This is a genomic window from Algibacter luteus, from assembly GCF_900141715.1.
In the GTDB taxonomy this organism is placed as follows: domain Bacteria; phylum Bacteroidota; class Bacteroidia; order Flavobacteriales; family Flavobacteriaceae; genus Arenitalea; species Arenitalea lutea.
Map to the genome: position 1 here is coordinate 24,235 of NZ_FQYK01000008.1, position 21,068 is coordinate 45,302.

A 21,068-nucleotide genomic window follows, 5' to 3' on the forward strand; every position below is an offset into this window, starting at 1 on the left:
ATTCTCAACCTAACCTTACTAAATTAAAAGTTATCGACATTTAAAATTACTTTAACCGACCGAAAATCTTTTACACTCAAGAAGCTATTATTAATTTTAATAATGGCTTCTTTTGTTTTTGCCAAAGATTGTTGTTTGGGTATTTTTACTAAAATATTCTTATGAAACTGATTTCTAATTCTTGCTATTGGTGGCGCTTCTGGTCCTAGTATATTTTCTTTAAAAACTTGTCTTAACGACTTTGCATACCAAATGGAAGCTGTTTCTACCCTATTGTAGTCTTTATGTTTAAGGGTGACCTTTATTTGTTTATAAACTGGTGGATACTTAAAATTATATCTGTCATTCATTTGTTCATTAAACATTTCAATATAATTATTCGTAGAAACTTGCTGCAATATATTATGATGCGGATTGTAAGTTTGAATTAATACTTTACCACGTTCTTCCGTTCGTCCTGCCCTACCTGCAACTTGCAGCATCAATTGAAAACTACGTTCGTGCGCTCTAAAATCAGGAAAATTTAACATAGTATCAGCATTCATGATTCCAACTAACTTTACGTTTCTAAAATCTAATCCCTTCGTTAGCATTTGTGTACCTACTAAAACATCAATTTCTTGCTGCTCCAATGCTGTTATTATTTTTTCATATCCGTATTTTCCTCGAGTGGTATCTAAATCCATTCGTGCGACCTTATAATCTGGAAATAGCACTTTTACTTCTTCTTCAATTTGCTCTGTGCCAAAGCCCTTATTATCCAAATCTTGACTTCCGCAGGCTTCACAATCTTGCAGCATAGCAGCATGGTAACCACAATAATGACAGCGTAATTGATTTCTATATTGATGATATGTTAAACTTACATCGCAATTAGGGCACTGTGGTGCATGTCCGCATGTTTTGCATTCTACAATGGGCGAAAATCCGCGACGGTTTTGAAATAAAATAACTTGATGCCCTTCCTTTAGCGTTTCGGTCATTTCTTCAATGAGTCTATCGCTAAAATGCCCTTTCATGCGCTTCTTTTTTAGTTTCTCTTTGATGTCAACCAATTCAATGTCAGGCATTAATACATCATTAAAACGGGTTGCAATTTCAACTAAACCGTATTTGCCTTGTTGCGCGTTAAAATAACTTTCCAAACTAGGTGTCGCAGATCCTAAAAGTGTTTTAGCTTGATGCATATGTGCTAATACTACTGCAGTGTCTCTTGCATGGTATCTAGGCGCAGGATCAAATTGCTTAAACGATTGTTCGTGCTCTTCATCAACAATTATTAATCCTAAATTATTAAATGGTAAAAATATTGATGAGCGCGCTCCTAAAACTATTTTCGCTTTCGCGGAATTACGCAGTACATGATTCCAAACTTCAACACGCTCATGGGCAGAATATTTAGAATGAAATACAGACACTTGCTCTCCAAAATAATTTTGAAGTCTTGTTACCAATTGAGTTGTTAAAGCTATTTCTGGTAATAAATACAAGACTTGTTTTCCTTTTTCAAGAACAGCTTCAATTAGTTTTACATATACTTCGGTTTTTCCTGAAGATGTGACACCATGCAACAAAGTAACTTGATGCGTTTTAAAAGATTCATTTATTTCAGATAAAGCCGTTTTTTGTGCTTCATTTAATAATTTAGAGTTTTCAGTTTCATCTCCTATATATTGTACTCTATCCGTTTGAATATGATATTCTTCGAGAACGCCTTTATCTATTAATGCTTTAATTATCGATGATGATGCTCCACTTTCATTGGCTAAATCCGATACTTTTACAGGTTTTTTTGTTTTGGCAGAAATGGAAAACAAGGTCATTATGACATCACGTTGCTTTGGTGCTCTACTCAATTCATCTAACAAATTATGTAATTCCTTTTCAGATGAAAAGTGCGTATGGAGTTTAACATAACGGACCAATTTTGGGATGTACTTTTCATATACCTCTTCCTCAACAATTATTGCATCTTTTTCTATTAATCTTTTTATAACTGGAAGCACATTTTTTTTATCAAGAATGTTCGAGATATCATGAATTTTTAAAGTTGATTGGTGGTGTAGTGCTTCAAAAACCAAAAACTCATCGTCTTTTAAAATTGACTCGTCGAAAGTTTTTACTGTATTTAAGGTTATAACGGTTTCGCTTTCTAATATAAAAGCAGATGGTAAAGCCGCTCGCATAACATCGCCAAGGGTACACATGTAATAACTTGCCATCCAATTCCATAATTGTAATTGAATATCGTTGACAATTGGCGAATCATCTAATATTTGCTGGATATCTTTAGCTTCATAAGCAACGGGCGCATTGTTATGAATATGATAAACGATACCTGTATAGATCTTAGATTTCCCGAAAGGCACAGCTACACGCATGCCAACTTTTAAAAATTGCGCTTCGGCAGCAGAAATTTTATATGTAAACAGCTTTTGAAGGGGAACCGGAATAATGACATCAATAAAATAAACCATATTCTATTTGATTTTTCTGAGCTTATTTAATGATGCATTTAATTCGTACCCTAGTAAAAGTATGTTGGCATTTAACCACAAGTAAAAAAGTAGTATTAATAATGCGCCTATAGATCCGTAGAGCTTATTATACTGACCAAAATTTTCAATATAAACTCCAAACAGATACGATGTGAGCATAATTAACAAGGTTGTAAAAATGGCGCCAACTGAAAAGAATTTAGAATCTCGTCCCTCTCGTGTTCCAAAATAGTATAATGTGGAAGTCGCAATATAAACCATTACTACAAAAAAGAGATATTTCACCACATCTGCCCAAAACACAGCGTTTGCGGCTACTTCATAACCTCTCTCTTCTAAAGCATTTAGCAATTCTTGTACTACATAAATTTGAATATATCCTAAAACAATAATCGTTATAATTAGCAAAAACGCTAAAATTAGTGCAATACTTAAGGCATACATATATTGCTTAAAAACATTACGTGTTAATTGCTCATGATAAGAGTTTTCAAAACCAGAAAAAACAGCATTTACACCATTTGCCATAAGCAAAATGGATAAAACAAACACAGATGATAGTAACCCGCCTCTTTGAGATTGATCTATATTTTCAAAAATATTTTCGAAGAAAAAATCAGATGTACTTGGTGGTAAGAACGATTCTAAAAATTGTAAAAATTCTATTTTAAAATCATCAATAGGTACATAAGGTATAATGATTAAAACGAATAATAAAAACGGAAATATGGCTGTAAAAAAACTAAAGGCTATAGCACTTGCACGCGTTGTAAGCGCTCCTTTAACAATCCCTGTTATATAAAGTTCTAGTAAATCAAAAAAAGATAACCCCTCTAGACCTGGCAGTTTTAATCGCTTTAATAGTCGTACCAATATGTTTATAATTGGGATTTTATCAAGCTTATCTTCAATAGGATTAGTCATTAATAATTTGCACTTTAGGTAATGACAAAGTTATTAAAATAAGATGGCAAATTTATTTAAAAGAAAATTAAGCTATTAAATTTATTTTATAGCTTTCAAACTCAAGTCCATGTTATACACAGAGTGCGTTAATGCCCCACAAGAAATAAAGTTTACTCCACATTCGGCATAATGTCTAATAGTTGTTTCATTTATATTACCCGAAGATTCTGTTAAACACTTATCACCAATCAATTTAACAGCTTTTCTAGTATCTTCATAATCAAAATTATCTAATAAAATTCTATAGACACCTTCGTTATTTAAGATTTCTTGTACTTCACTTAAATCTCTGGCTTCAACCATAATTTTCAGGTTTTTACCAGTTTCATTTAAATATTGCTTAGTCATTTCAATAGCTTTGGTAATACCACCAGCAAAATCAATATGATTATCTTTTAGCATAATCATATCGTAAAGTGCAAATCTGTGATTTTCTCCACCGCCAATTTTAACTGCCCATTTTTCTAAAACACGAATACCTGGAGTCGTTTTTCTAGTATCTAAAATTTTAGTTTTTGTGCCTTCAACCAAATCTACAAACAATCTCGTTTTAGTTGCAATCGCACTCATGCGCTGCATAGCGTTTAACACGGTACGTTCTGCCTTTAAAATTGATTGTGAAGACCCCTCGATATACATAACAACATCACCATAAGTAACCTCAGTACCGTCTTCTATACGAACATCTAACTTTAAATTTTTATCAACGTATGCTAATACTTTTTTAGCAAAATTAACACCGCCAATTATGCCCTTATCTTTAACTAAAATCTTAGCTTTTCCTCTAGCATTTTCCGGAATACAGGCCAATGAACTATGATCGCCATCACCTACATCTTCTCGAATGGCATTTTCAATAATCATCCTCACTTCTGTATCAAACTGCTCTTGTGTAATCATAATAAAAAGTTGGTTAATGCCAACAAAAATAAGAAATAGATTTACTAATTTAAATATTAGTTTTACGAATTTTCAATTTTTTTCTTATTTAAATGCATTATTCATAATTTCTAAATAGTAATTTTGCTTTATGACGATAAAATTAATTGCCATTGGCAAGACTGATAATAAGCAGCTTATACAATTAATAGATAATTATATGAAGCGCTTAAGCCATTACATAAAATTCTCATTGGAAATTATTCCAGACCTTAAAAACACTAAAAATTTAAGTGAAACACAACAAAAGGACAAAGAAGGTGAATTAATCTTAGGCAAAATTAATACAACAGATGTTGTTATATTACTAGATGAAAACGGTAAACAATTTGATTCTGTATCATTTTCTTCTTATTTACAAAAGCACATGAATTCTGGAATTAAACAATTGGTGTTCGTAATTGGTGGTCCATATGGTTTCTCTGAAGGTATTTACAAAAAAGCAAATGGAAAAATATCACTATCAAAAATGACATTTTCCCATCAAATGATTCGCTTATTTTTTATTGAGCAGCTTTACAGAGGTTTCACAATATTAAAAAAGGAACCTTATCATCATCGTTAACTGCTTTTATTTGTAAAACTAAAAAGTTTTATAAACTTGCTTGCGTTTTTTAAGTTGACGCTCTAAATCTTTAATTGTTTCTCTTACAGAAACCTCATAATTTCTTTCGTTAGAAATGGCATAAATTCGGGGTCCTGGCAAACTTAGTTCGATACTGCATATTTTGCCTTCGGTATGATTTTTTTCATCTTGTTTAAAATGTACCGAGGCACTTATTAAAAACTCATATTTATTAAATAATTTTTCTAATTTCTCTTTTGTAAAAGCCGAAAGGGTTTCACTAACATCTACTCCTACGTACTGAAAATTTACTGTCATAATCAATCTCTTTTGTATATTAATATATTCTAAATATAATTAATTTTTAATAATTCAAAATTGATTAAAATCATAAAAAACGTAATTTTTTATAATTCATAATTTGGATAAGCCTTTATAGATTTAAATTCAATTAGTTGTATTTTTGAAATCCAAAAATTTAAATGCCATGGAACTCGTTTTTGCCACAAATAATCTAAACAAGTTAAAGGAAGTACAGGCTTTAATTCCCTCAACAATTAAACTATTAAGTTTAAAAGACATTGGGTGTTTTGAAGATATTCCAGAAACCAAAAACACCATTGAGGGTAATGCCATTCAAAAAGCAAATTATATAAAAGAATGCTACGGTTTTGATTGTTTTGCTGATGATACTGGATTAGAAATAGAAGCGCTAAATGGCGCTCCTGGAGTGTTTTCTGCACGTTATGCCGGAGAGCAGCGCAGTGCTGAAGACAATATGAATAAGGTACTGAAGAATTTGATGCAAACTAAAAACCGGAATGCTCAATTTAAAACGGTTATTGCATTACATTTAAATGATACTTTAAAATCATTTACGGGTACCTGCAAAGGTGAGATAACCAATCATCAACAGGGAGAAAACGGTTTTGGGTACGACCCTATTTTTAAACCCAATGGCTTTGATATCACCTTTGCTGAAATGGAACTTAGTATTAAGAATAGCATTGGGCATCGTGGAAAGGCCATTCTAAAACTTGTTGAATTTTTAAATACTATCAAACCTGAAAATAAGTTATAAAAAAATATATTTCATGTTGGCTGTTAATATTCTTTATGTTACTTTTAAAATATGACTGATGAAGCTATAGAAAAAGAAAATGCTGCCATTGCTAAAGCGTACAAAGAACTCCTACAAGTAAGTTACAGGACTCTTTCGGATGATGATAAAAAACTTATCCGAAGTGCTTTTGAAGTTGCATTAGATGGCCATAAAAACCAAAGAAGAAAATCTGGAGAAGCTTATATTTTCCACCCCATTGCTGTGGCTAAAATTGTGGCTCAAGAAATTGGGCTTGATGCCACTTCCATTGCTGCTGCACTGCTTCATGATGTAGTTGAAGACAACCCCGATTATAGCATTGAAGATATTAAAAAACAATTCGGGAAAACTATTGCTACTATTGTTGATGGACTTACTAAAATATCATCGTTAAGCAAAGAGAAAGATATGGATGTTTCTCTACAAGCAGAGAACTTTCGAAAAATGCTTTTAACGCTTAATGATGATGTCAGAGTTATTATTATAAAAATTGCCGATAGACTCCATAATATGCAAACTATGGATTCTATGCGACCTGATAAGCAAGAAAAAATTGCTTCAGAAACCTTATACATATATGCGCCTTTAGCACACAGAATCGGACTTTATAATATCAAAACCGAACTTGAAGATTTAGGTTTAAAATATACCGAACCAGATGTATACAACGATATTTTAGATAAAATAAAAGAAAGCAAAGAAGAGCAGGACAAATACATTGCTCAGTTTAGCGAGGTTATTAAAAATTCTTTAGATAAAGAGAATTTGAGATACGAAATAAAAGGACGGCCAAAATCTATTTTTTCTATTAAAAAGAAAATGATAGATCAAGGTGTATCCTTTGATGAAGTATATGATAAATTCGCCATTCGAATTATTTACAAATGCGACTCAGACCCACATAACGAAAAATTTATTGCTTGGAAAATCTATTCGATTGTTACAGACCATTTTAGACCTAACCCTATTAGATTGCGCGATTGGATCTCGTCTCCTAAATCAACTGGATACGAAGCATTACATATTACGGTAATGGGGCCAAAAGGTAGATGGGTTGAAGTACAAATACGAAGCGAACGCATGCATGAAATTGCTGAAAAAGGTTATGCAGCGCACTATAAGTATAAGCAAGGTAGTGAAACAGAAGATAATTTAGAAACTTGGATTAACAGATTACAAGAAACACTCGAAAGTCATGAAATGAACGCTGTAGATTTTGTAGAAGAATTTAAATTAAACCTGTACTCTAAAGAAATATTTGTTTTTACGCCTGCGGGCGATTTAAAGTCGCTTCCAAAAGGTGCTACTGCTTTAGATTTTGCATTTCACATCCATACGGAAGTTGGCATGAAAACACGTGGTGCAAAAGTTAATGGAAAACTGGAACCACTAAGTCACGAATTAAAAAGTGGCGACCAAGTAGATATCATCACTGCCGAAAATATTAAACCCAACCCGAACTGGCTCGATTATGCTACTACGGCAAGAGCAAGGAGCAAAATTAAATCGGCACTAAAAGAAAACAAAAAATTAATTGGTGAAGATGGGAAGGAGATTCTTCGTAGAAAGCTAAAACAATTAAAAGTTCCGCTTGATGAGAAAACCATCAATGAAATGGTTAACTATTTCAAGCTAAAAACAAGCTTAGATTTATTTTACAGAATTGGTGTTGGCACGATTGATAATACCATGCTAAAAAATTATGCGTCTTCTAGAAGCAACGCATTAATGAGCTTTTTTAAAAATAAAATTTCTAGAAAGCATACCATTTCTAAAGAAGAATTAGAAAAACAAGAAATCACCTTAAAATATGATTCGTTAGTATTTGGAAAGGATGAAGAAAAGTTAGATTATAAACTAGCAAATTGCTGCAACCCAATTCCTGGAGATAAGGTTTTTGGTTTTTTAACGGTAAATGAAGGTATTAAGGTTCATAAAAAAAATTGTCCTAACGCGGTAAGCTTACAATCAAACTACGCCTATCGTATTATGCCTGCTAAATGGATTGATTCATCACAGCAAGAATTTTTGGTTAAAATAGTTGTTTCAGGAATCGATCATATTGGGTTAGTAAATGATATTACAAGTATAATTTCTGAGAATATGCACGTAAATATGAAAAGTATTAGCTTCGAAAGTAACGACGGGCTTTTTTCAGGAAAAATTAATGTGGTTGTAAAAAATAATACCATAATTAGAAAGCTTTTAGAAAAACTTAAAAAAATTAATGGTATAGATAAGGTTACAAGAGTCTAAAAAAGTGTAAATTTGCGACGAAATTATGGACGGAAAGGCAGATACAAAAAATCAAGAAATTGTAAAAAGCGTATTTACAAGCTTTTTAGAAAGTAACGGGCACCGCAAAACACCCGAAAGATATGCCATACTTCAAGAAATTTACAACAATACTGAGCATTTTGATATAGAATCTCTATATCTAAATATGAAAAATAAAAAGTATCGCGTTTCTCGTGCGACGCTTTATAATACCATAGAATTACTTCTAGAATGTAAATTGGTAAGAAAACATCAATTTGGACAAAACCAAGCACATTACGAAAAATCTTATTTTGACAGACAACACGATCATGTTATTTTAACAGATACAGGTGAAGTCATTGAGTTTTGCGATCCTAGAATTCAATCCATAAAAAAAACTATCGAAGAAGTTTTCGATATCGAAATTAATAACCATTCACTTTATTTCTACGGAAATAGAAAATCAACAACTAATAACTAATATTTTACAATGGCAGTAGATTTACTACTAGGACTACAATGGGGAGACGAAGGCAAAGGAAAAATTGTTGACGTATTAACTTCAAACTACAATATCATTGCACGATTTCAAGGTGGTCCAAACGCAGGACACACTTTAGTTTTTAACGGACGAAAACATGTTTTACACACCATTCCATCTGGAATTTTTCACGATGACGCTACTAATTTAGTAGGTAACGGTGTGGTTATTGATCCTGTGATTTTCAAAGGCGAACTAGACAAACTAGAAGAACAAAATGTTGATTACAGAAAGTCGTTATTAATTTCTAGAAAAGCACACATCATTTTACCAACACACAGATTGTTAGATGCTGCAAGTGAAGCCTCAAAAGGTAAAGCTAAAATTGGTTCTACTTTAAAAGGAATTGGTCCAACATACATGGATAAAACGGGCAGAAACGGTATTCGTGTTGGCGATTTAGAATTAAGCGATTGGAAAGAGCGTTATAGAAATCTTGCAGATAAGCATGAATCTATGATTGCTTTTTACAACGTTGAAATAGAATACAATTTAAAAGAACTTGAAGAAGAATTTTTTAAAGCTGTTGATGTTTTAAAATCTTTAACTTTTATTGATTCTGAAGAATACATTTACCAAGCTCAAAAAAGCGGTAAAACAATTTTAGCAGAAGGCGCACAAGGCTCTTTGTTAGATATCGATTTTGGAACCTATCCTTTCGTAACTTCCAGTAATACTACAGCTGCTGGTGCTTGTACAGGTTTAGGAGTTGCTCCTAACCAAATTGGAGAAGTATTTGGCATATTTAAAGCCTATACGACACGCGTTGGTTCTGGCCCATTTCCTACCGAGTTGTTTGATGAAGACGGTGCAACTATGGCCAAAGTAGGTAACGAATTTGGTGCTACTACAGGTAGACCAAGACGTTGTGGTTGGCTAGATTTAGTAGCCTTAAAATATGCTTGTCAGGTAAACGGCGTGACACAATTGATGATGATGAAAGGTGATGTGCTTTCAGGGTTTAAAACATTAAAGGTTTGTACTTCTTATAAATATAAAGGAAAAGTAATCGAACATTTACCTTATAACATTGAACCAGAAAATGTGGAACCTATTTATACAGATTTTAGTGGATGGAATGAAGATTTAACAGAAATGTCTGAAGCTTCACAAATGCCAAAAGCACTAAACGACTATATAGCATTTCTTGAGAAAGAACTTGAAATTCCTATAACTATAGTTTCTGTTGGTCCTGATAGAAAGCAGACTATTTTTAGGAAATAATTCCAATTAAAATATATCATGAACGAACGCTCCAAAACATTTTGGAGCGTTTTTTGTTTCAAAACAATTATCCATTATAATAATCGTTATTTTTGCGACAAACATTTGTGATTTTGAACAAGCTAAAAACCTTATTTTTTATTTTATCAATTGTTGCATTCAATAGTCTTTTAAATGCACAATCGAAAAAGCAAATTCAAATTGAATATGCGGGTAAATTAACTATAGATGAAGAAAATTATCCTGGAGCAAAAATATTAACCAGAGATGATGCAGAACAAGTTCATATAGAACATAGTGGAACCAATTTATGGTGTGATAAAGCTATTCATTATAGTAAAGAAAATTTTATTGAAGCTTATGGTAACGTTATTTTAAAACAAGGTGACACCATCAATATGACCTCGAATTATATTGAATATAGCGGTATCACCGAATTTGCATTTGCAAGTGGTAGCGTGATTTTAAAAGACCCTAACTCTACTATTTCTTCTGATACACTTTATTTTGACAGAACAAAAGAAGAAGCTTTTTATAAAAGTGGAGGTACTGTGGTTAAAGACTCCTCTGGGACTATTACTAGCAGAATTGGTAGATATTTCATGAGTCAGAAAAAATATCAATTTGTTGAAGATGTCGTTTTGGTTAGTGAAGAATCTACAATTAATTCAGACTATTTTGATTTCTATTCAGATACTGGTTATGCCTATTTATTTGGTCCATCAACAATAACCACAGAAACGAGTAAAACCTATTGCGAAAAAGGATTTTATGACACTGAAAACAAGGTAGGATATGCCCTCAAAAAGGCAAGGATTGAATACGACAACAGAATTATTGAAGGCGATAGTTTATACTTTGATAACAATACAAGTTTTGCCTCTGCATCTAATAATATAAAAGTAACCGATACTATTAATAGAAGTATAGTCAAAGGACATTATGCCGAAGTTTTTAAAGACAAAGACTCTTTATTTATAACAAAACGTGCATTGGCTATTACTTTACAAGAACAAGATTCCGTTTACATACACGCCGATAAAATTATGGTTACTGGTAAGCCAGAAGAGAGAATTATTAAAGCTTATTATAATGCTAAAATCTTTAAAACAGATTTAAGCGGAAAAGCGGATTCAATCCACTCCGACCAAAAAACAGGAATCACAAAATTAATAAATCTTCCTACCAGAGCATCTTCTGATAAGTTTGCTGTAAAACGGAGACCTATACTCTGGAATATTGAAAGCCAAATGACTGGAGATACCATCCATTTATTATCAAATAAAGAAACAGAAAAAATTGATTCGCTTTTAGTTTTTGAAAATGCCTTCATTATAAGTAAAGACACCATTAGCCAAAATGGATACAACCAAATTTCAGGCAAACGCTTAGTAGGGCTATTTAATGATGAAAATCAATTAAAGCAAGTTGATGTTACCAAAAATGCCGAATCCATTTTTTACGCGCGAAATGACAAACAAGAACTTATTGGAATTGACAAATCTAAATCTGGTAGTATTACCATTTTATTCGACAATGGAGATATAGACGAATACACAAGGTACAATCAAATTGACGGAAATTTATATCCCGAATCACAATTTCCTGAAAATGAAAAAATACTTAAAGGTTTTGATTGGCGCGAGGAAGAACGACCTAGAAGCGTTGAAGATTTATTTAAGGACGATCCTCCTTTAGTATTACCAAAGATTAAGGGATTAGACGATTATATTCCACAAGAGCAGTTTTTTAATATTGATCTTAAAGACAGATTAAGTGCTTCAAAAAAAATATATAAGTTTAAAATTCCAGAGAAAAATAATCTGCTGCTTTATACCAATGAATTTGACAATAACAAATGGTATAAGAATGGTTTGAAAGTTTTAAATAATAAAGAAATCGCACCAAATGGCAAAAATAATGCTGTAAGCATAATTGGTACTGGAAATAAAGATGGGCACATTTTACAACAGGTTAGCGAAAAGGAAGGTGTTTTTAAATTTTCTATTTGGCTGAAAGGATCTGGATCAATAAGAATTAGATTTCAAGAAGCTGGAGGTGACTATACTAATTATGAAACACTTGACATAGAATTAACCCATAGCTGGGAGCAATACGAGATTGAATCCGAAAAAGATACTGATGGTAATGGATTAAGGTGTGTGATTAGTAATATTCAAACGATCGACAATGTTTATCTATGGGGCGCTGAATTAATAAAGACTTCGAGTTCAAAATCAACTGAAAAAGCAAAGCTTGTTGTTAAAAAACCAATACTGAAAAAACAGTAGGTTATGAAGTCTGATTTCTTAAAATATCAAGCTCAAACCACACCCCATCCGTTGGCCATGGAGATATCTCATGCTAAAGGATCTTATATTTACGATATCTATAACAAACCACACTTAGATTTTGTGGCTGGAGTTTCTGCATGTCCTTTAGGCCATAACCATCCAAAAGTTATTGATGCTATTAAAAAGCAGTTAGACAGCTACTTACACGTTATGGTATATGGAGAATATATACAAAAGCCAGCTGTAGAACTCACAAAATTATTAGCAAAACATTTACCAAAATCATTAGAAAAAACGTACTTAACTAATTCTGGAACAGAAGCCATAGAAGGTGCTCTAAAGTTAGCTAAGCGAGCAACAGGAAGAAGCGAAATAATAGCTGCGAATAAGGCTTATCACGGAAACACGATGGGTGCCATGAGCGTTATGGGATATGAAGAACGAAAACAAGCTTTCAGACCTCTTATACCAGATATTAAGTTTATAAACTTTAATTCTTTTGATGATATTGAACAGATTACCAGTAAAACGGCTTGCGTTATATTAGAGACTATACAAGGAGGGGCAGGATTTATTGAACCCAAACCAGGTTATTTAGAGCATGTGCAACATCAATGTAAAAAGGTTGGTGCCTTATTTATTTTAGATGAAATTCAGCCAGGAATGGGAAGAACAGGCAAACTTTTTGGATTTCAAAACTACAATTGTGTTCCAGATATTTTAGTCACTGGTAAAGGACTTGGTGGCGGTATGCCAATTGGGGCTTTTACAGCCTCAAGTAAATTAATGGATTTACTGCAAGACCAACCTAAACTTGGGCATATTACAACCTTTGGTGGTCATCCGGTTATTGCAGCTTCAGGATTAGCAACTTTAAAAAAAATCACAGAAAGCCAAATAATACCTAAAACACTTGAAAAGGAACTATTATTTCGCAAACTATTAGTTCACCCTTTAATAAAAGAAATTAGAGGTAAAGGACTTATGCTAGCCATAATTTTACCTTCTTCAGAAATAGCAAATGCATTAATTCTTAAATGTCAAGATAGAGGTTTAATACTTTTTTGGCTCCTTTTTGAAACCAAAGCTGCAAGAATAACTCCGCCGCTAACCATATCAAATGAAGAAATTACCAAAGGATGTGAAATGATTTTAGAAGTTTTAGACGAAATACACTCCTAACAAAATCACTTCAACATATTGATAATCAAAAAGTAGCAGCAATATCCTTCACCAAAGCTTTAAATGTTGATTACTTTGTTAAAAACATTTGATCATTCTTCAACAGAAAAACAAATAGAACGTTAATTTTATTCATGTAGAAACTTACAAATGTGCCTATGGAGTTTAGTCATGATGACAACAACAATTTGCCTCTTACCAAGTTTGAATCGATGTTAAAAACAAACCACGTTTTGTTCTTCGATTCTGAAGAATTTGAAAACATTATTCATCATTACTTAAACCAAGGTAAAATAGCATTAGCAAAAAAAGCTATTAAATTAGGTCTAGATCAGCATCCAACTTCTATAAATTTAAGATTGTTTAGAGTAGAGATTTTTGTCTTCGAAAACAAGCTAATTGAGGCGGATAAACTTTTAAGTGAATTGTATGCTATAGATCCAACCAATGAAGAAATCTACATTCAAAAAGCAAATATTTTCTCTAAAAAAGATGATCATGAGCAAGCTATTGAAGTGCTAAAACAAGCATTAGAACTCACTGATGATGTTATTGATTTATATTCCTTAATTGGAATGGAATATTTGTTTCTTGATCAGTTTGAAAATGCGAAAACATTTTTCATGAAATGCTTAGAAGCTGATATGAATGATTACTCAGCACTTTACAATGTCATTTATTGTTTCGAATTTTTAAATCAAAACGAAGAAGCCATTTCATTTTTAAATGAATTTTTAGACAAAAATCCATATTGCGAAGTGGCATGGCATCAATTAGGGAAACAATACTACACCTTAAAAGACTATAAAAAAGCATTAACAGCTTTTGATTTTGCTATTATTTCTGATGACACTTTTGTTGGCGCATATATAGAACGTGGCAAGGTTTTAGAAAAATTAAAATGCTTTGAAGATGCCATTGAAAACTATACCATCACTTTAAAATTAGATGAACCAACTTCCTTTGCATTGTTGCGAATTGGTAATTGTTACGAAAAGTTAGGAAATGAAGATTTGGCCCTTCAATATTATGATAGAACGGTACATGAAGATCCTTTATTAGATAAAGGATGGATTGCAATTACCAAGTTTTACAATAAAAGAGGAAATCATCAAAAAGCATTATTCTACATTAATAAGGCGATAAATATTGACTCTGAAAACGTGTTATATTGGAAGCTTTATTCTCAAATAAATCAAAGATTAAAATTTTACGAAGAAGCTGAACGCGGTTACAAAAAAACGATAGAATTAGGGAACTTCGAGTTAAACACATGGTTATCCCGTGGCGATTTATTAATAAAACTAGGAGAGCCTGAAGCTGCTATATTTAATTTTGAACAAGCAGTTGTTTTTTATCCCGACAACGCTGAAATTGAATTTAGACTAGCAGGAATATTTTTTACACTGAAAGAAATCGATAAAGGAACTTTTCATTTAAAAAACGGGCTAAAAAATAACGAAGATTATGCGTTTATAATTGATGAACTTTTTCCCAATCTTACGAATCAACCAATCGTAAAAAATATACTCAAGAAAATCTACAAGTAAGCTTTCTCAACTTACATCAACAAGTTTTTTTTTAGTCTCCAATTGTATACCTTTGGATTTCTATTAAATCAAAATTATGCAAAGAAACCTTAAGGAATATTTAATTATTTCATTTAAAGGATTAGCCATGGGAGCAGCAGATGCAGTTCCTGGGGTTTCCGGCGGTACAATAGCTTTCATTTCCGGAATTTATGAAGAACTTATTTCTACCATAAGCAACATTAAAGGATCGCTTTTTAAAACCCTTTTTAAATCTGGTTTCAAAACTTTTTGGCAAGAATTAAACGGGAATTTTTTATTGGCTCTTTTGTCTGGTATTATCATCAGCTTTGTGTCATTCATGAAATTAGCCAAATATCTTTTAGAACACCATCCTATTTTAATTTGGTCCTTCTTTTTTGGATTAATTGTAGCCAGTATTTATTTCGTTGGCAAACAGATAACAAAATGGAATATAGTTACCATACTGGCATTAATAATTGGTGCAGGCATTGCTTTTTATGTAAGTAAACTCCCAGCCTCGGATGCTAATGACAATCCTTGGTTTTTATTTCTAGCCGGAGCCATAGCTATTTGTGCTATGATTTTGCCTGGAATCTCAGGCTCATTTATACTCATTATATTAGGGGCGTATAAAACACTTAGTAATGCAATACATGACATCGATATTAAAAAACTTATCATATTTGTTTCTGGAGCTGTAGTTGGACTGCTTAGCTTTAGTCACGTATTAAAATGGCTCTTTAAAAATTATCATAACACGACGCTCGCTTTGTTAACTGGGTTTATTTTTGGGTCATTAAATAAAGTTTGGCCTTGGAAAAACACACTAACATGGCATACTAACGCAAAAGGTATTCAATCGCCTTTATTACAAGAAAGTATTTCTCCTTTTTCTTTTCAAGGTGATAATCATTTTATATTTTCCATAATTCTAATGATTTTAGGATTCTTAACTATTTTTATTCTTGAAAGAGTTGGGTCAAAACAAGCGTAATGGAAAGCACCAGAACACTCACAGATAAGTTGTTTCTAATCTTAAAAGGATTAGGCATGGGTGCTGCTAATAAAGTACCCGGAGTTTCTGGTGGTGTAGTTGCTTTTGTTGCTGGGTTTTACGAAGAATTTATTTATTCATTAAGAAAAGTAAATAAAAAAGCGTTTAAATTACTATTTAATGGTCGCTTTAAGAGTTTTTACAGATATATCAATGGCAGGTTTTTAGGCTTATTATTCTTCGGCATGATTGTAAGTTACTTTAGTGTTTCTAAAGTTTTAGACTATCTTATAAAACACTACGAACTTTACATATGGAGTGTGTTTTTCGGAATGATTATTGGCTCCATTTATTATATCAATAAAGATTTTCAAGACTGGAATTATAAAACATACACCTCACTTGCTTTAGGAATAATCCTTGGTGTGAGCATAAGTTTTTTAAACCCCGCGAAAGAAAACGACAACTTATGGTTTGTTTTTTTCTGCGGCATTATTAGTGTTTCTGGTATGACTTTACCTGGATTTTCAGGGTCTTTTATTCTTATTTTACTAGGAAACTACGTGTTGCTGTTGGTCGATTCTGTAAATGCATTGTACGATACAATGTCAGATATTATTCGTGGCGATTTAAGTTTTATAGATAACCACGAACGACTTAGAATGCTTAAAGTACTTATCGTTTTTACTTTAGGTTCGGTTACAGGCTTGGTTACATTTTCGCATGTTTTAAGCTATATTTTAAAGCATTATAAAAGTATTACACTTTCAGCAATTATTGGTTTTATTATAGGGTCTTTAGGTGTTGTGTGGCCATGGAAAAAAACTATTTACAAAATCGACAAATCTGGTAATTTCTTATTAGATTCAACAGGAGAAAAAATAATTGAAAATTATCAACGTTTCAAACCAGAATTAAATACTGAAACGTATTACGCCATTGCTTTTATAATTCTAGGTGTTTTAATAGTTTTAGCGTTAGAATGGTACGGACAAAAAACAAGAAGAATAAAATGAACAAATTAGGCCTGTTAGGTAAAAATATATCCTATTCTTTTTCAAAAACATACTTTAAAAAGAAATTTGAGAATGAAAACATTAACGATATTACTTATGAAAATTTCGATATTGAAAGTATTGAACTCTTTCCTTCAATAATTAAAAACACTAAGGGTTTAAAAGGGCTAAACGTTACTATTCCGTACAAAGAACAAGTTATTCCTTACTTAGACAAAATCAATAAAAAGGCCAAAACCATTGGAGCAGTTAACACCATTAAGGTAACTAAAAAAGGAAAATTAAAAGGCTATAATACAGATTGCTACGGTTTTAAAAACACGCTGAAACCTTTTGTTAAAAAGCATCATAAAAACGCATTAATTTTAGGTACTGGCGGTGCAAGTAAAGCCATTGCGTTTTCGTTGCATGAAATGGGAATCTCCTATCATTACGTATCCAGAAAATTAAAAGAAGGTATTGATTTTACTTATGATACTTTAACAGAAAGCGATATTGCAAATCATCAAATTATAGTAAATTGTACGCCATTAGGCACGTTTCCAGATGTAGATGTATGTCCAAAAATTCCATATCAAGCCATAACAAAAAATCACATTCTCTTCGATTTAATTTACAATCCAGACGAAACAAAGTTTTTAAAATTAGGGAAACAAAACCAAGCCACTATTGTTAACGGATTGAATATGCTAAAACTACAAGCCGAAAAATCTTGGTCTATTTGGAATATAAAATAAGCACTTCTAAAATATAATTAAATCTTATAGTACTTTGTAAATACTTTACTTGTTAGTATCTTTAATGTCGAAACCATTATTGACGAACCTTAACATTTTTAAAATGTCTGATATTAAAAAATCTAACGAAGTAGAAGGAACTACAGAACAGAATTCTGAAGACCAAAATTTAAACAATAATCAAGAAGTTGAAGCTACATCTGCTGTTGAGGCCGAAACTCCAGAAACATCTACTCAAACAGATCAAACTATCACTGAAGACCAAACTGAGAATGCTGAGACAGATGCTGACCATGACGAAGTTTTAAATGAAATTGAAGAATCGAATGCCGAAGACGCCGAAGATGAAGGTAATAAAGACCGACATACTATTGAGGTAAAGGCATACGATACCATGTCGTTAGAAGCTTTGGCTATCGAATTAGAAAAGCTTATAAAAAATGAGAAAGTTCAAGCTATAAAATCTCATGTTGAAAATATTAATTCTGAATTTAAAACCAAGTTTCAAGCTTTAATAGAAGAAAAGAAGGAAGATTTTATTAATAATGGTGGCAACGAAATCGACTTCTATTACAGTTCTCCAGTTCAAAAACGATACAAAGAAGCTTACAATACTTACCGAAAAAAAGTGCATGAGCACTACCAAAGTTTAGAAAAGAATTTAAAGCAAAACTTACAAGATAAGCTTGAAATTATTGAGGAGTTAAAAGGCTTGATAAATGTTGAAGAAAACATAAACACTACTTATAAACACTTCAAAGAATTACAAGAACGTTGGAGAAACACGGGACCAATTCCTCGAGATAAGTATAACAATGCATGGAATAGTTATCACCACCATGTAGAGCGTTTCTACGATTTTTTACACATCAATCGAGACCTACGCGATTTAGACTTTAAGCACAATTTAGAAAAGAAATTACTCATCATTGAACGTGCCGAAGAACTTGCTAAAGATGATGATATTATGCGCGCCTTTAGAGAACTGCAAGAGCTTCATAAAATGTGGAAAGAAGAGTTAGGGCCTGTAGCTAGGGAACATCGTGAGGAAATTTGGGAGCGTTTTAAAGTAGCTACCAAAACAATTAATGATAAACGCCAGCTTTATTACAAGGAAATAGATAAGGTTTACGAGAAAAATCTAGAAAACAAATTAGAAATAATTTCTAAAATCAAGGAAGTTTCAGAACAAGAAAGTAAGAGTCATGGTGGCTGGCAGAAAAAAATAAAAGAAATTGAAGTGCTTAGAGAAGCCTTTTTTAATGCAGGTAAAGTTCCTATTAAGGTGAATGAAGAAACGTGGGCAAAATTTAAAGATGCGGTAAGAACGTTTAATAGAAAGAAAAATTCTTTTTATAAAGATCTTAAAAAAGAGCAATACAATAACCTACAACTAAAACTAGATTTAATAAAAATTGCTGAAGACAATAAGGAAAGTGAAGATTTTGAAACCGTAACGCCTTTGATGAAAAAAATTCAAAGTGATTGGAAAAAAATCGGTCATGTTCCTAGAAAAGACAGCGACAAAATATGGAAACGTTTTAAAGCAGCCTGTAATTATTATTTTGATAGAATACATGCCAAAAGAAACGCTGCAAGCCAAGAACAAGTTGATGCTTACAATAAAAAGAATGAGCTTTTAAAAGGATTAAGTGATTTGAAGCTTCCAAAAGATAAAGAAAAAGGCGTTGAAACTATTAAAGAGCAAATTAAAGAATGGCAATCCCTAGGTAGAGTGCCTAATGACAAACGTTATATTGAAGGTAAATTTCAGAAAACGATTGATAGTTTGTTGTCTTCATTAAAGGTTGATAAAAAAGAAGCCGAATTGATTAAGTATGAAAATAAATTGGATAGTCTTAATGATTCGGAAAACTCAAAGCATTTAGATAACGAACGCATTTATATTCGTAAAAAGATTGATGAAGTCAAAGGTCAAATCAATCAACTTGAGAATAATTTACAATTTTTTACCAATGTTGATGATGACAATCCGTTAGTAAAAGAAGTACATACCAACATTAAAAAACATAAAGACGATTTGGTATTGCTAAAAGCAAAACTTCGAAAAATAAAAGATTTATATTAAAGCTTTTTTGCTTCTTCCCAAATTTTGTATTTGAAAATCACAGATTTTCTAATTCCTTATTTTGGCAATCGCTTTGCTTCTTCCCAAAACACATCCATTTCAGCAAGTGTCATGTCTTTTAGAGGTTTGTTTAATTTTTTGGCTTTTTCTTCTAGATACTGAAAACGTTTAGAGAATTTTTTATTTGTTCGTTCCAAAGCATTTTCTGGATTGATTTTTAGAAAACGTGCGTAGTTAACCATCGAGAACATGACATCGCCAAATTCGCTTTCTATTTTATCTTGGTTTCCAGCTTGTACTTCGGTTTTAAACTCGTTAAGCTCCTCCTCTACTTTTTCCCAAACTTGATGCGGCGCTTCCCAATCAAAACCTACACCAGCTACTTTTTCTTGAATTCTGTTTGCTTTAACCAGTGCCGGCAAACTTTTTGGGACACCTTCTAAAACACTTGTTTTGCCTTCTTTAAGCTTTAGGTTTTCCCAATTGCGCTTTACATCGTCTTCATTGTCTACTTTTACGTCACTATAAATATGTGGATGTCTGCTTATTAGTTTTTCGCAAATACTATTGCATACATCTGCGATATCAAAATCTTTCGTTTCGCTGCCTATTTTAGAGTAAAACACAATGTGTAACAAAACATCGCCTAATTCCTTTTTTACTTCGTTCAAATCATTATCCAGAATGGCATCACCAAGTTCGTAAGTTTCTTCAATAGTTAAGTGGCGTAAGGTTTCCATGGTTTGCTTTTTATCCCACGGACATTGCTCGCGTAACTCGTCCATTATGGTAAGTAACCTATCAAAGGCTTTCAGTTGGTCTGCTCTAGAATTCATTTTTGAAGTTTTTGTAAAAATACAATTTTGATGATGTTGACATGGTATTATTTATCCAAAATAATTGCTTGATTTTGTCAGAAAAATAGACTAACTTCGTTTAACGTCGGATATAAAACATTTAAACGTTTGATATCCGCCTTAGTTACCTGCAAGCTGAAAAGCCAACCGCACAGTCAAGCACATTTTATTTTTTTCGTGCCTCAAAAAATAAAAAGAGCTTGCCTTTTCCCACCACCACAATCCGAAAAATAATCTGAATTAAATCTTGGA

At 32.3% G+C, this 21,068-nt stretch carries 17 protein-coding genes; 12 read left to right on the top strand and 5 right to left on the bottom strand.

The features are described from left to right. Window positions 1-23: 23 nt before the first annotated feature. The 3 genes from priA to nadC form a co-directional block, all read right to left on the bottom strand. Entirely contained in the window at window positions 24-2,477 is a 2,454-nt protein-coding gene (priA, locus tag BUA46_RS13175) for a replication restart helicase PriA (RefSeq protein WP_019388306.1), read from the bottom strand. A 3-nt stretch (window positions 2,478-2,480) separates the two neighbouring features. Further along, complete coding sequence (locus tag BUA46_RS13180) at window positions 2,481-3,422, bottom strand: YihY/virulence factor BrkB family protein (RefSeq protein ID WP_019388307.1); 942 nt, start codon at window positions 3,420-3,422, stop codon at window positions 2,481-2,483. A gap of 81 nt (window positions 3,423-3,503) precedes the next feature. After that, window positions 3,504-4,364 (bottom strand): carboxylating nicotinate-nucleotide diphosphorylase, encoded by an 861-nt coding sequence (nadC, locus tag BUA46_RS13185; protein ID WP_019388308.1) that lies wholly within the window; start codon window positions 4,362-4,364, stop codon window positions 3,504-3,506. 130 nt (window positions 4,365-4,494) lie between these two features. Here nadC and rlmH point away from each other — a divergent pair, with 130 nt between their 5' ends. Further along, entirely contained in the window at window positions 4,495-4,968 is a 474-nt protein-coding gene (gene rlmH / locus BUA46_RS13190; RefSeq protein WP_019388309.1) for a 23S rRNA (pseudouridine(1915)-N(3))-methyltransferase RlmH, read from the top strand. Window positions 4,969-4,986: 18 nt separating this feature from the next. Here the strand turns inward: rlmH and BUA46_RS13195 are convergent, their stop codons facing one another. Beyond that, window positions 4,987-5,286, bottom strand: a complete 300-nt coding sequence (locus BUA46_RS13195) for an HPF/RaiA family ribosome-associated protein (protein WP_019388310.1) — start codon at window positions 5,284-5,286, stop codon at window positions 4,987-4,989. Between the two features lie 169 nt (window positions 5,287-5,455). Between BUA46_RS13195 and BUA46_RS13200 the strand changes: the two genes are divergently transcribed. The 11 genes from BUA46_RS13200 (at window position 5,456) to BUA46_RS13250 (ending at window position 19,959) form a co-directional block, all read left to right on the top strand. Then, window positions 5,456-6,049 carry a non-canonical purine NTP diphosphatase gene (locus tag BUA46_RS13200; RefSeq protein ID WP_019388311.1) on the top strand — a complete coding sequence of 198 codons (594 nt, stop codon included), beginning with the start codon at window positions 5,456-5,458 and terminating at the stop codon, window positions 6,047-6,049. Window positions 6,050-6,100: 51 nt separating this feature from the next. Then, complete coding sequence (locus BUA46_RS13205; protein ID WP_019388312.1) at window positions 6,101-8,326, top strand: RelA/SpoT family protein; 2,226 nt, start codon at window positions 6,101-6,103, stop codon at window positions 8,324-8,326. A gap of 25 nt (window positions 8,327-8,351) precedes the next feature. Continuing rightward, window positions 8,352-8,810, top strand: coding sequence for a Fur family transcriptional regulator (locus BUA46_RS13210; protein ID WP_019388313.1), 459 nt, complete (start codon window positions 8,352-8,354; stop codon window positions 8,808-8,810). A gap of 9 nt (window positions 8,811-8,819) precedes the next feature. After that, window positions 8,820-10,094, top strand: a complete 1,275-nt coding sequence (locus BUA46_RS13215) for an adenylosuccinate synthase (protein ID WP_019388314.1) — start codon at window positions 8,820-8,822, stop codon at window positions 10,092-10,094. Between the two features lie 107 nt (window positions 10,095-10,201). Continuing rightward, window positions 10,202-12,385, top strand: a complete 2,184-nt coding sequence (locus BUA46_RS13220) for an OstA-like protein (RefSeq protein ID WP_143148142.1) — start codon at window positions 10,202-10,204, stop codon at window positions 12,383-12,385. Window positions 12,386-12,388: 3 nt separating this feature from the next. Then, window positions 12,389-13,570 (top strand): aspartate aminotransferase family protein, encoded by a 1,182-nt coding sequence (locus BUA46_RS13225; RefSeq protein WP_019388316.1) that lies wholly within the window; start codon window positions 12,389-12,391, stop codon window positions 13,568-13,570. A gap of 158 nt (window positions 13,571-13,728) precedes the next feature. Next, on the top strand, window positions 13,729-15,120 hold the full coding sequence (locus BUA46_RS13230) for a tetratricopeptide repeat protein (RefSeq protein ID WP_026010110.1): 1,392 nt from the start codon (window positions 13,729-13,731) through the stop codon (window positions 15,118-15,120). A gap of 76 nt (window positions 15,121-15,196) precedes the next feature. Beyond that, on the top strand, window positions 15,197-16,117 hold the full coding sequence (locus BUA46_RS13235) for a polyprenyl-phosphate transporter (protein WP_019388318.1): 921 nt from the start codon (window positions 15,197-15,199) through the stop codon (window positions 16,115-16,117). Beyond that, window positions 16,117-17,133: a DUF368 domain-containing protein gene (locus BUA46_RS13240; protein WP_019388319.1), complete on the top strand. Its 1,017-nt coding sequence runs from the start codon at window positions 16,117-16,119 to the stop codon at window positions 17,131-17,133. Before BUA46_RS13235 ends, BUA46_RS13240 begins: the two co-directional genes overlap by 1 nt. Further along, complete coding sequence (locus tag BUA46_RS13245) at window positions 17,130-17,870, top strand: shikimate dehydrogenase family protein (protein ID WP_019388320.1); 741 nt, start codon at window positions 17,130-17,132, stop codon at window positions 17,868-17,870. Before BUA46_RS13240 ends, BUA46_RS13245 begins: the two co-directional genes overlap by 4 nt. A 103-nt stretch (window positions 17,871-17,973) precedes the next feature. Then, window positions 17,974-19,959, top strand: a complete 1,986-nt coding sequence (locus tag BUA46_RS13250) for a DUF349 domain-containing protein (RefSeq protein ID WP_143148138.1) — start codon at window positions 17,974-17,976, stop codon at window positions 19,957-19,959. A 56-nt stretch (window positions 19,960-20,015) separates the two neighbouring features. Here the strand turns inward: BUA46_RS13250 and mazG are convergent, their stop codons facing one another. Next, complete coding sequence (mazG, locus tag BUA46_RS13255; protein WP_019388322.1) at window positions 20,016-20,795, bottom strand: nucleoside triphosphate pyrophosphohydrolase; 780 nt, start codon at window positions 20,793-20,795, stop codon at window positions 20,016-20,018. Window positions 20,796-21,068: the final 273 nt, after the last annotated feature.

Bases quoted from the DNA above. Each gene is read 5' to 3' on its own strand.
- priA (WP_019388306.1), bottom strand. From the start codon at position 2,477: ATGGTTTATTTTATTGATGTCATTATTCCGGTTCCCCTTCAAAAGCTG.
- BUA46_RS13180 (WP_019388307.1), bottom strand. From the start codon at position 3,422: ATGACTAATCCTATTGAAGATAAGCTTGATAAAATCCCAATTATAAAC.
- nadC (WP_019388308.1), bottom strand. From the start codon at position 4,364: ATGATTACACAAGAGCAGTTTGATACAGAAGTGAGGATGATTATTGAA.
- rlmH (WP_019388309.1), top strand. From the start codon at position 4,495: ATGACGATAAAATTAATTGCCATTGGCAAGACTGATAATAAGCAGCTT.
- BUA46_RS13195 (WP_019388310.1), bottom strand. From the start codon at position 5,286: ATGACAGTAAATTTTCAGTACGTAGGAGTAGATGTTAGTGAAACCCTT.
- BUA46_RS13200 (WP_019388311.1), top strand. From the start codon at position 5,456: ATGGAACTCGTTTTTGCCACAAATAATCTAAACAAGTTAAAGGAAGTA.
- BUA46_RS13205 (WP_019388312.1), top strand. From the start codon at position 6,101: ATGACTGATGAAGCTATAGAAAAAGAAAATGCTGCCATTGCTAAAGCG.
- BUA46_RS13210 (WP_019388313.1), top strand. From the start codon at position 8,352: ATGGACGGAAAGGCAGATACAAAAAATCAAGAAATTGTAAAAAGCGTA.
- BUA46_RS13215 (WP_019388314.1), top strand. From the start codon at position 8,820: ATGGCAGTAGATTTACTACTAGGACTACAATGGGGAGACGAAGGCAAA.
- BUA46_RS13225 (WP_019388316.1), top strand. From the start codon at position 12,389: ATGAAGTCTGATTTCTTAAAATATCAAGCTCAAACCACACCCCATCCG.
- BUA46_RS13230 (WP_026010110.1), top strand. From the start codon at position 13,729: ATGGAGTTTAGTCATGATGACAACAACAATTTGCCTCTTACCAAGTTT.
- BUA46_RS13235 (WP_019388318.1), top strand. From the start codon at position 15,197: ATGCAAAGAAACCTTAAGGAATATTTAATTATTTCATTTAAAGGATTA.
- BUA46_RS13240 (WP_019388319.1), top strand. From the start codon at position 16,117: ATGGAAAGCACCAGAACACTCACAGATAAGTTGTTTCTAATCTTAAAA.
- BUA46_RS13245 (WP_019388320.1), top strand. From the start codon at position 17,130: ATGAACAAATTAGGCCTGTTAGGTAAAAATATATCCTATTCTTTTTCA.
- BUA46_RS13250 (WP_143148138.1), top strand. From the start codon at position 17,974: ATGTCTGATATTAAAAAATCTAACGAAGTAGAAGGAACTACAGAACAG.
- mazG (WP_019388322.1), bottom strand. From the start codon at position 20,795: ATGAATTCTAGAGCAGACCAACTGAAAGCCTTTGATAGGTTACTTACC.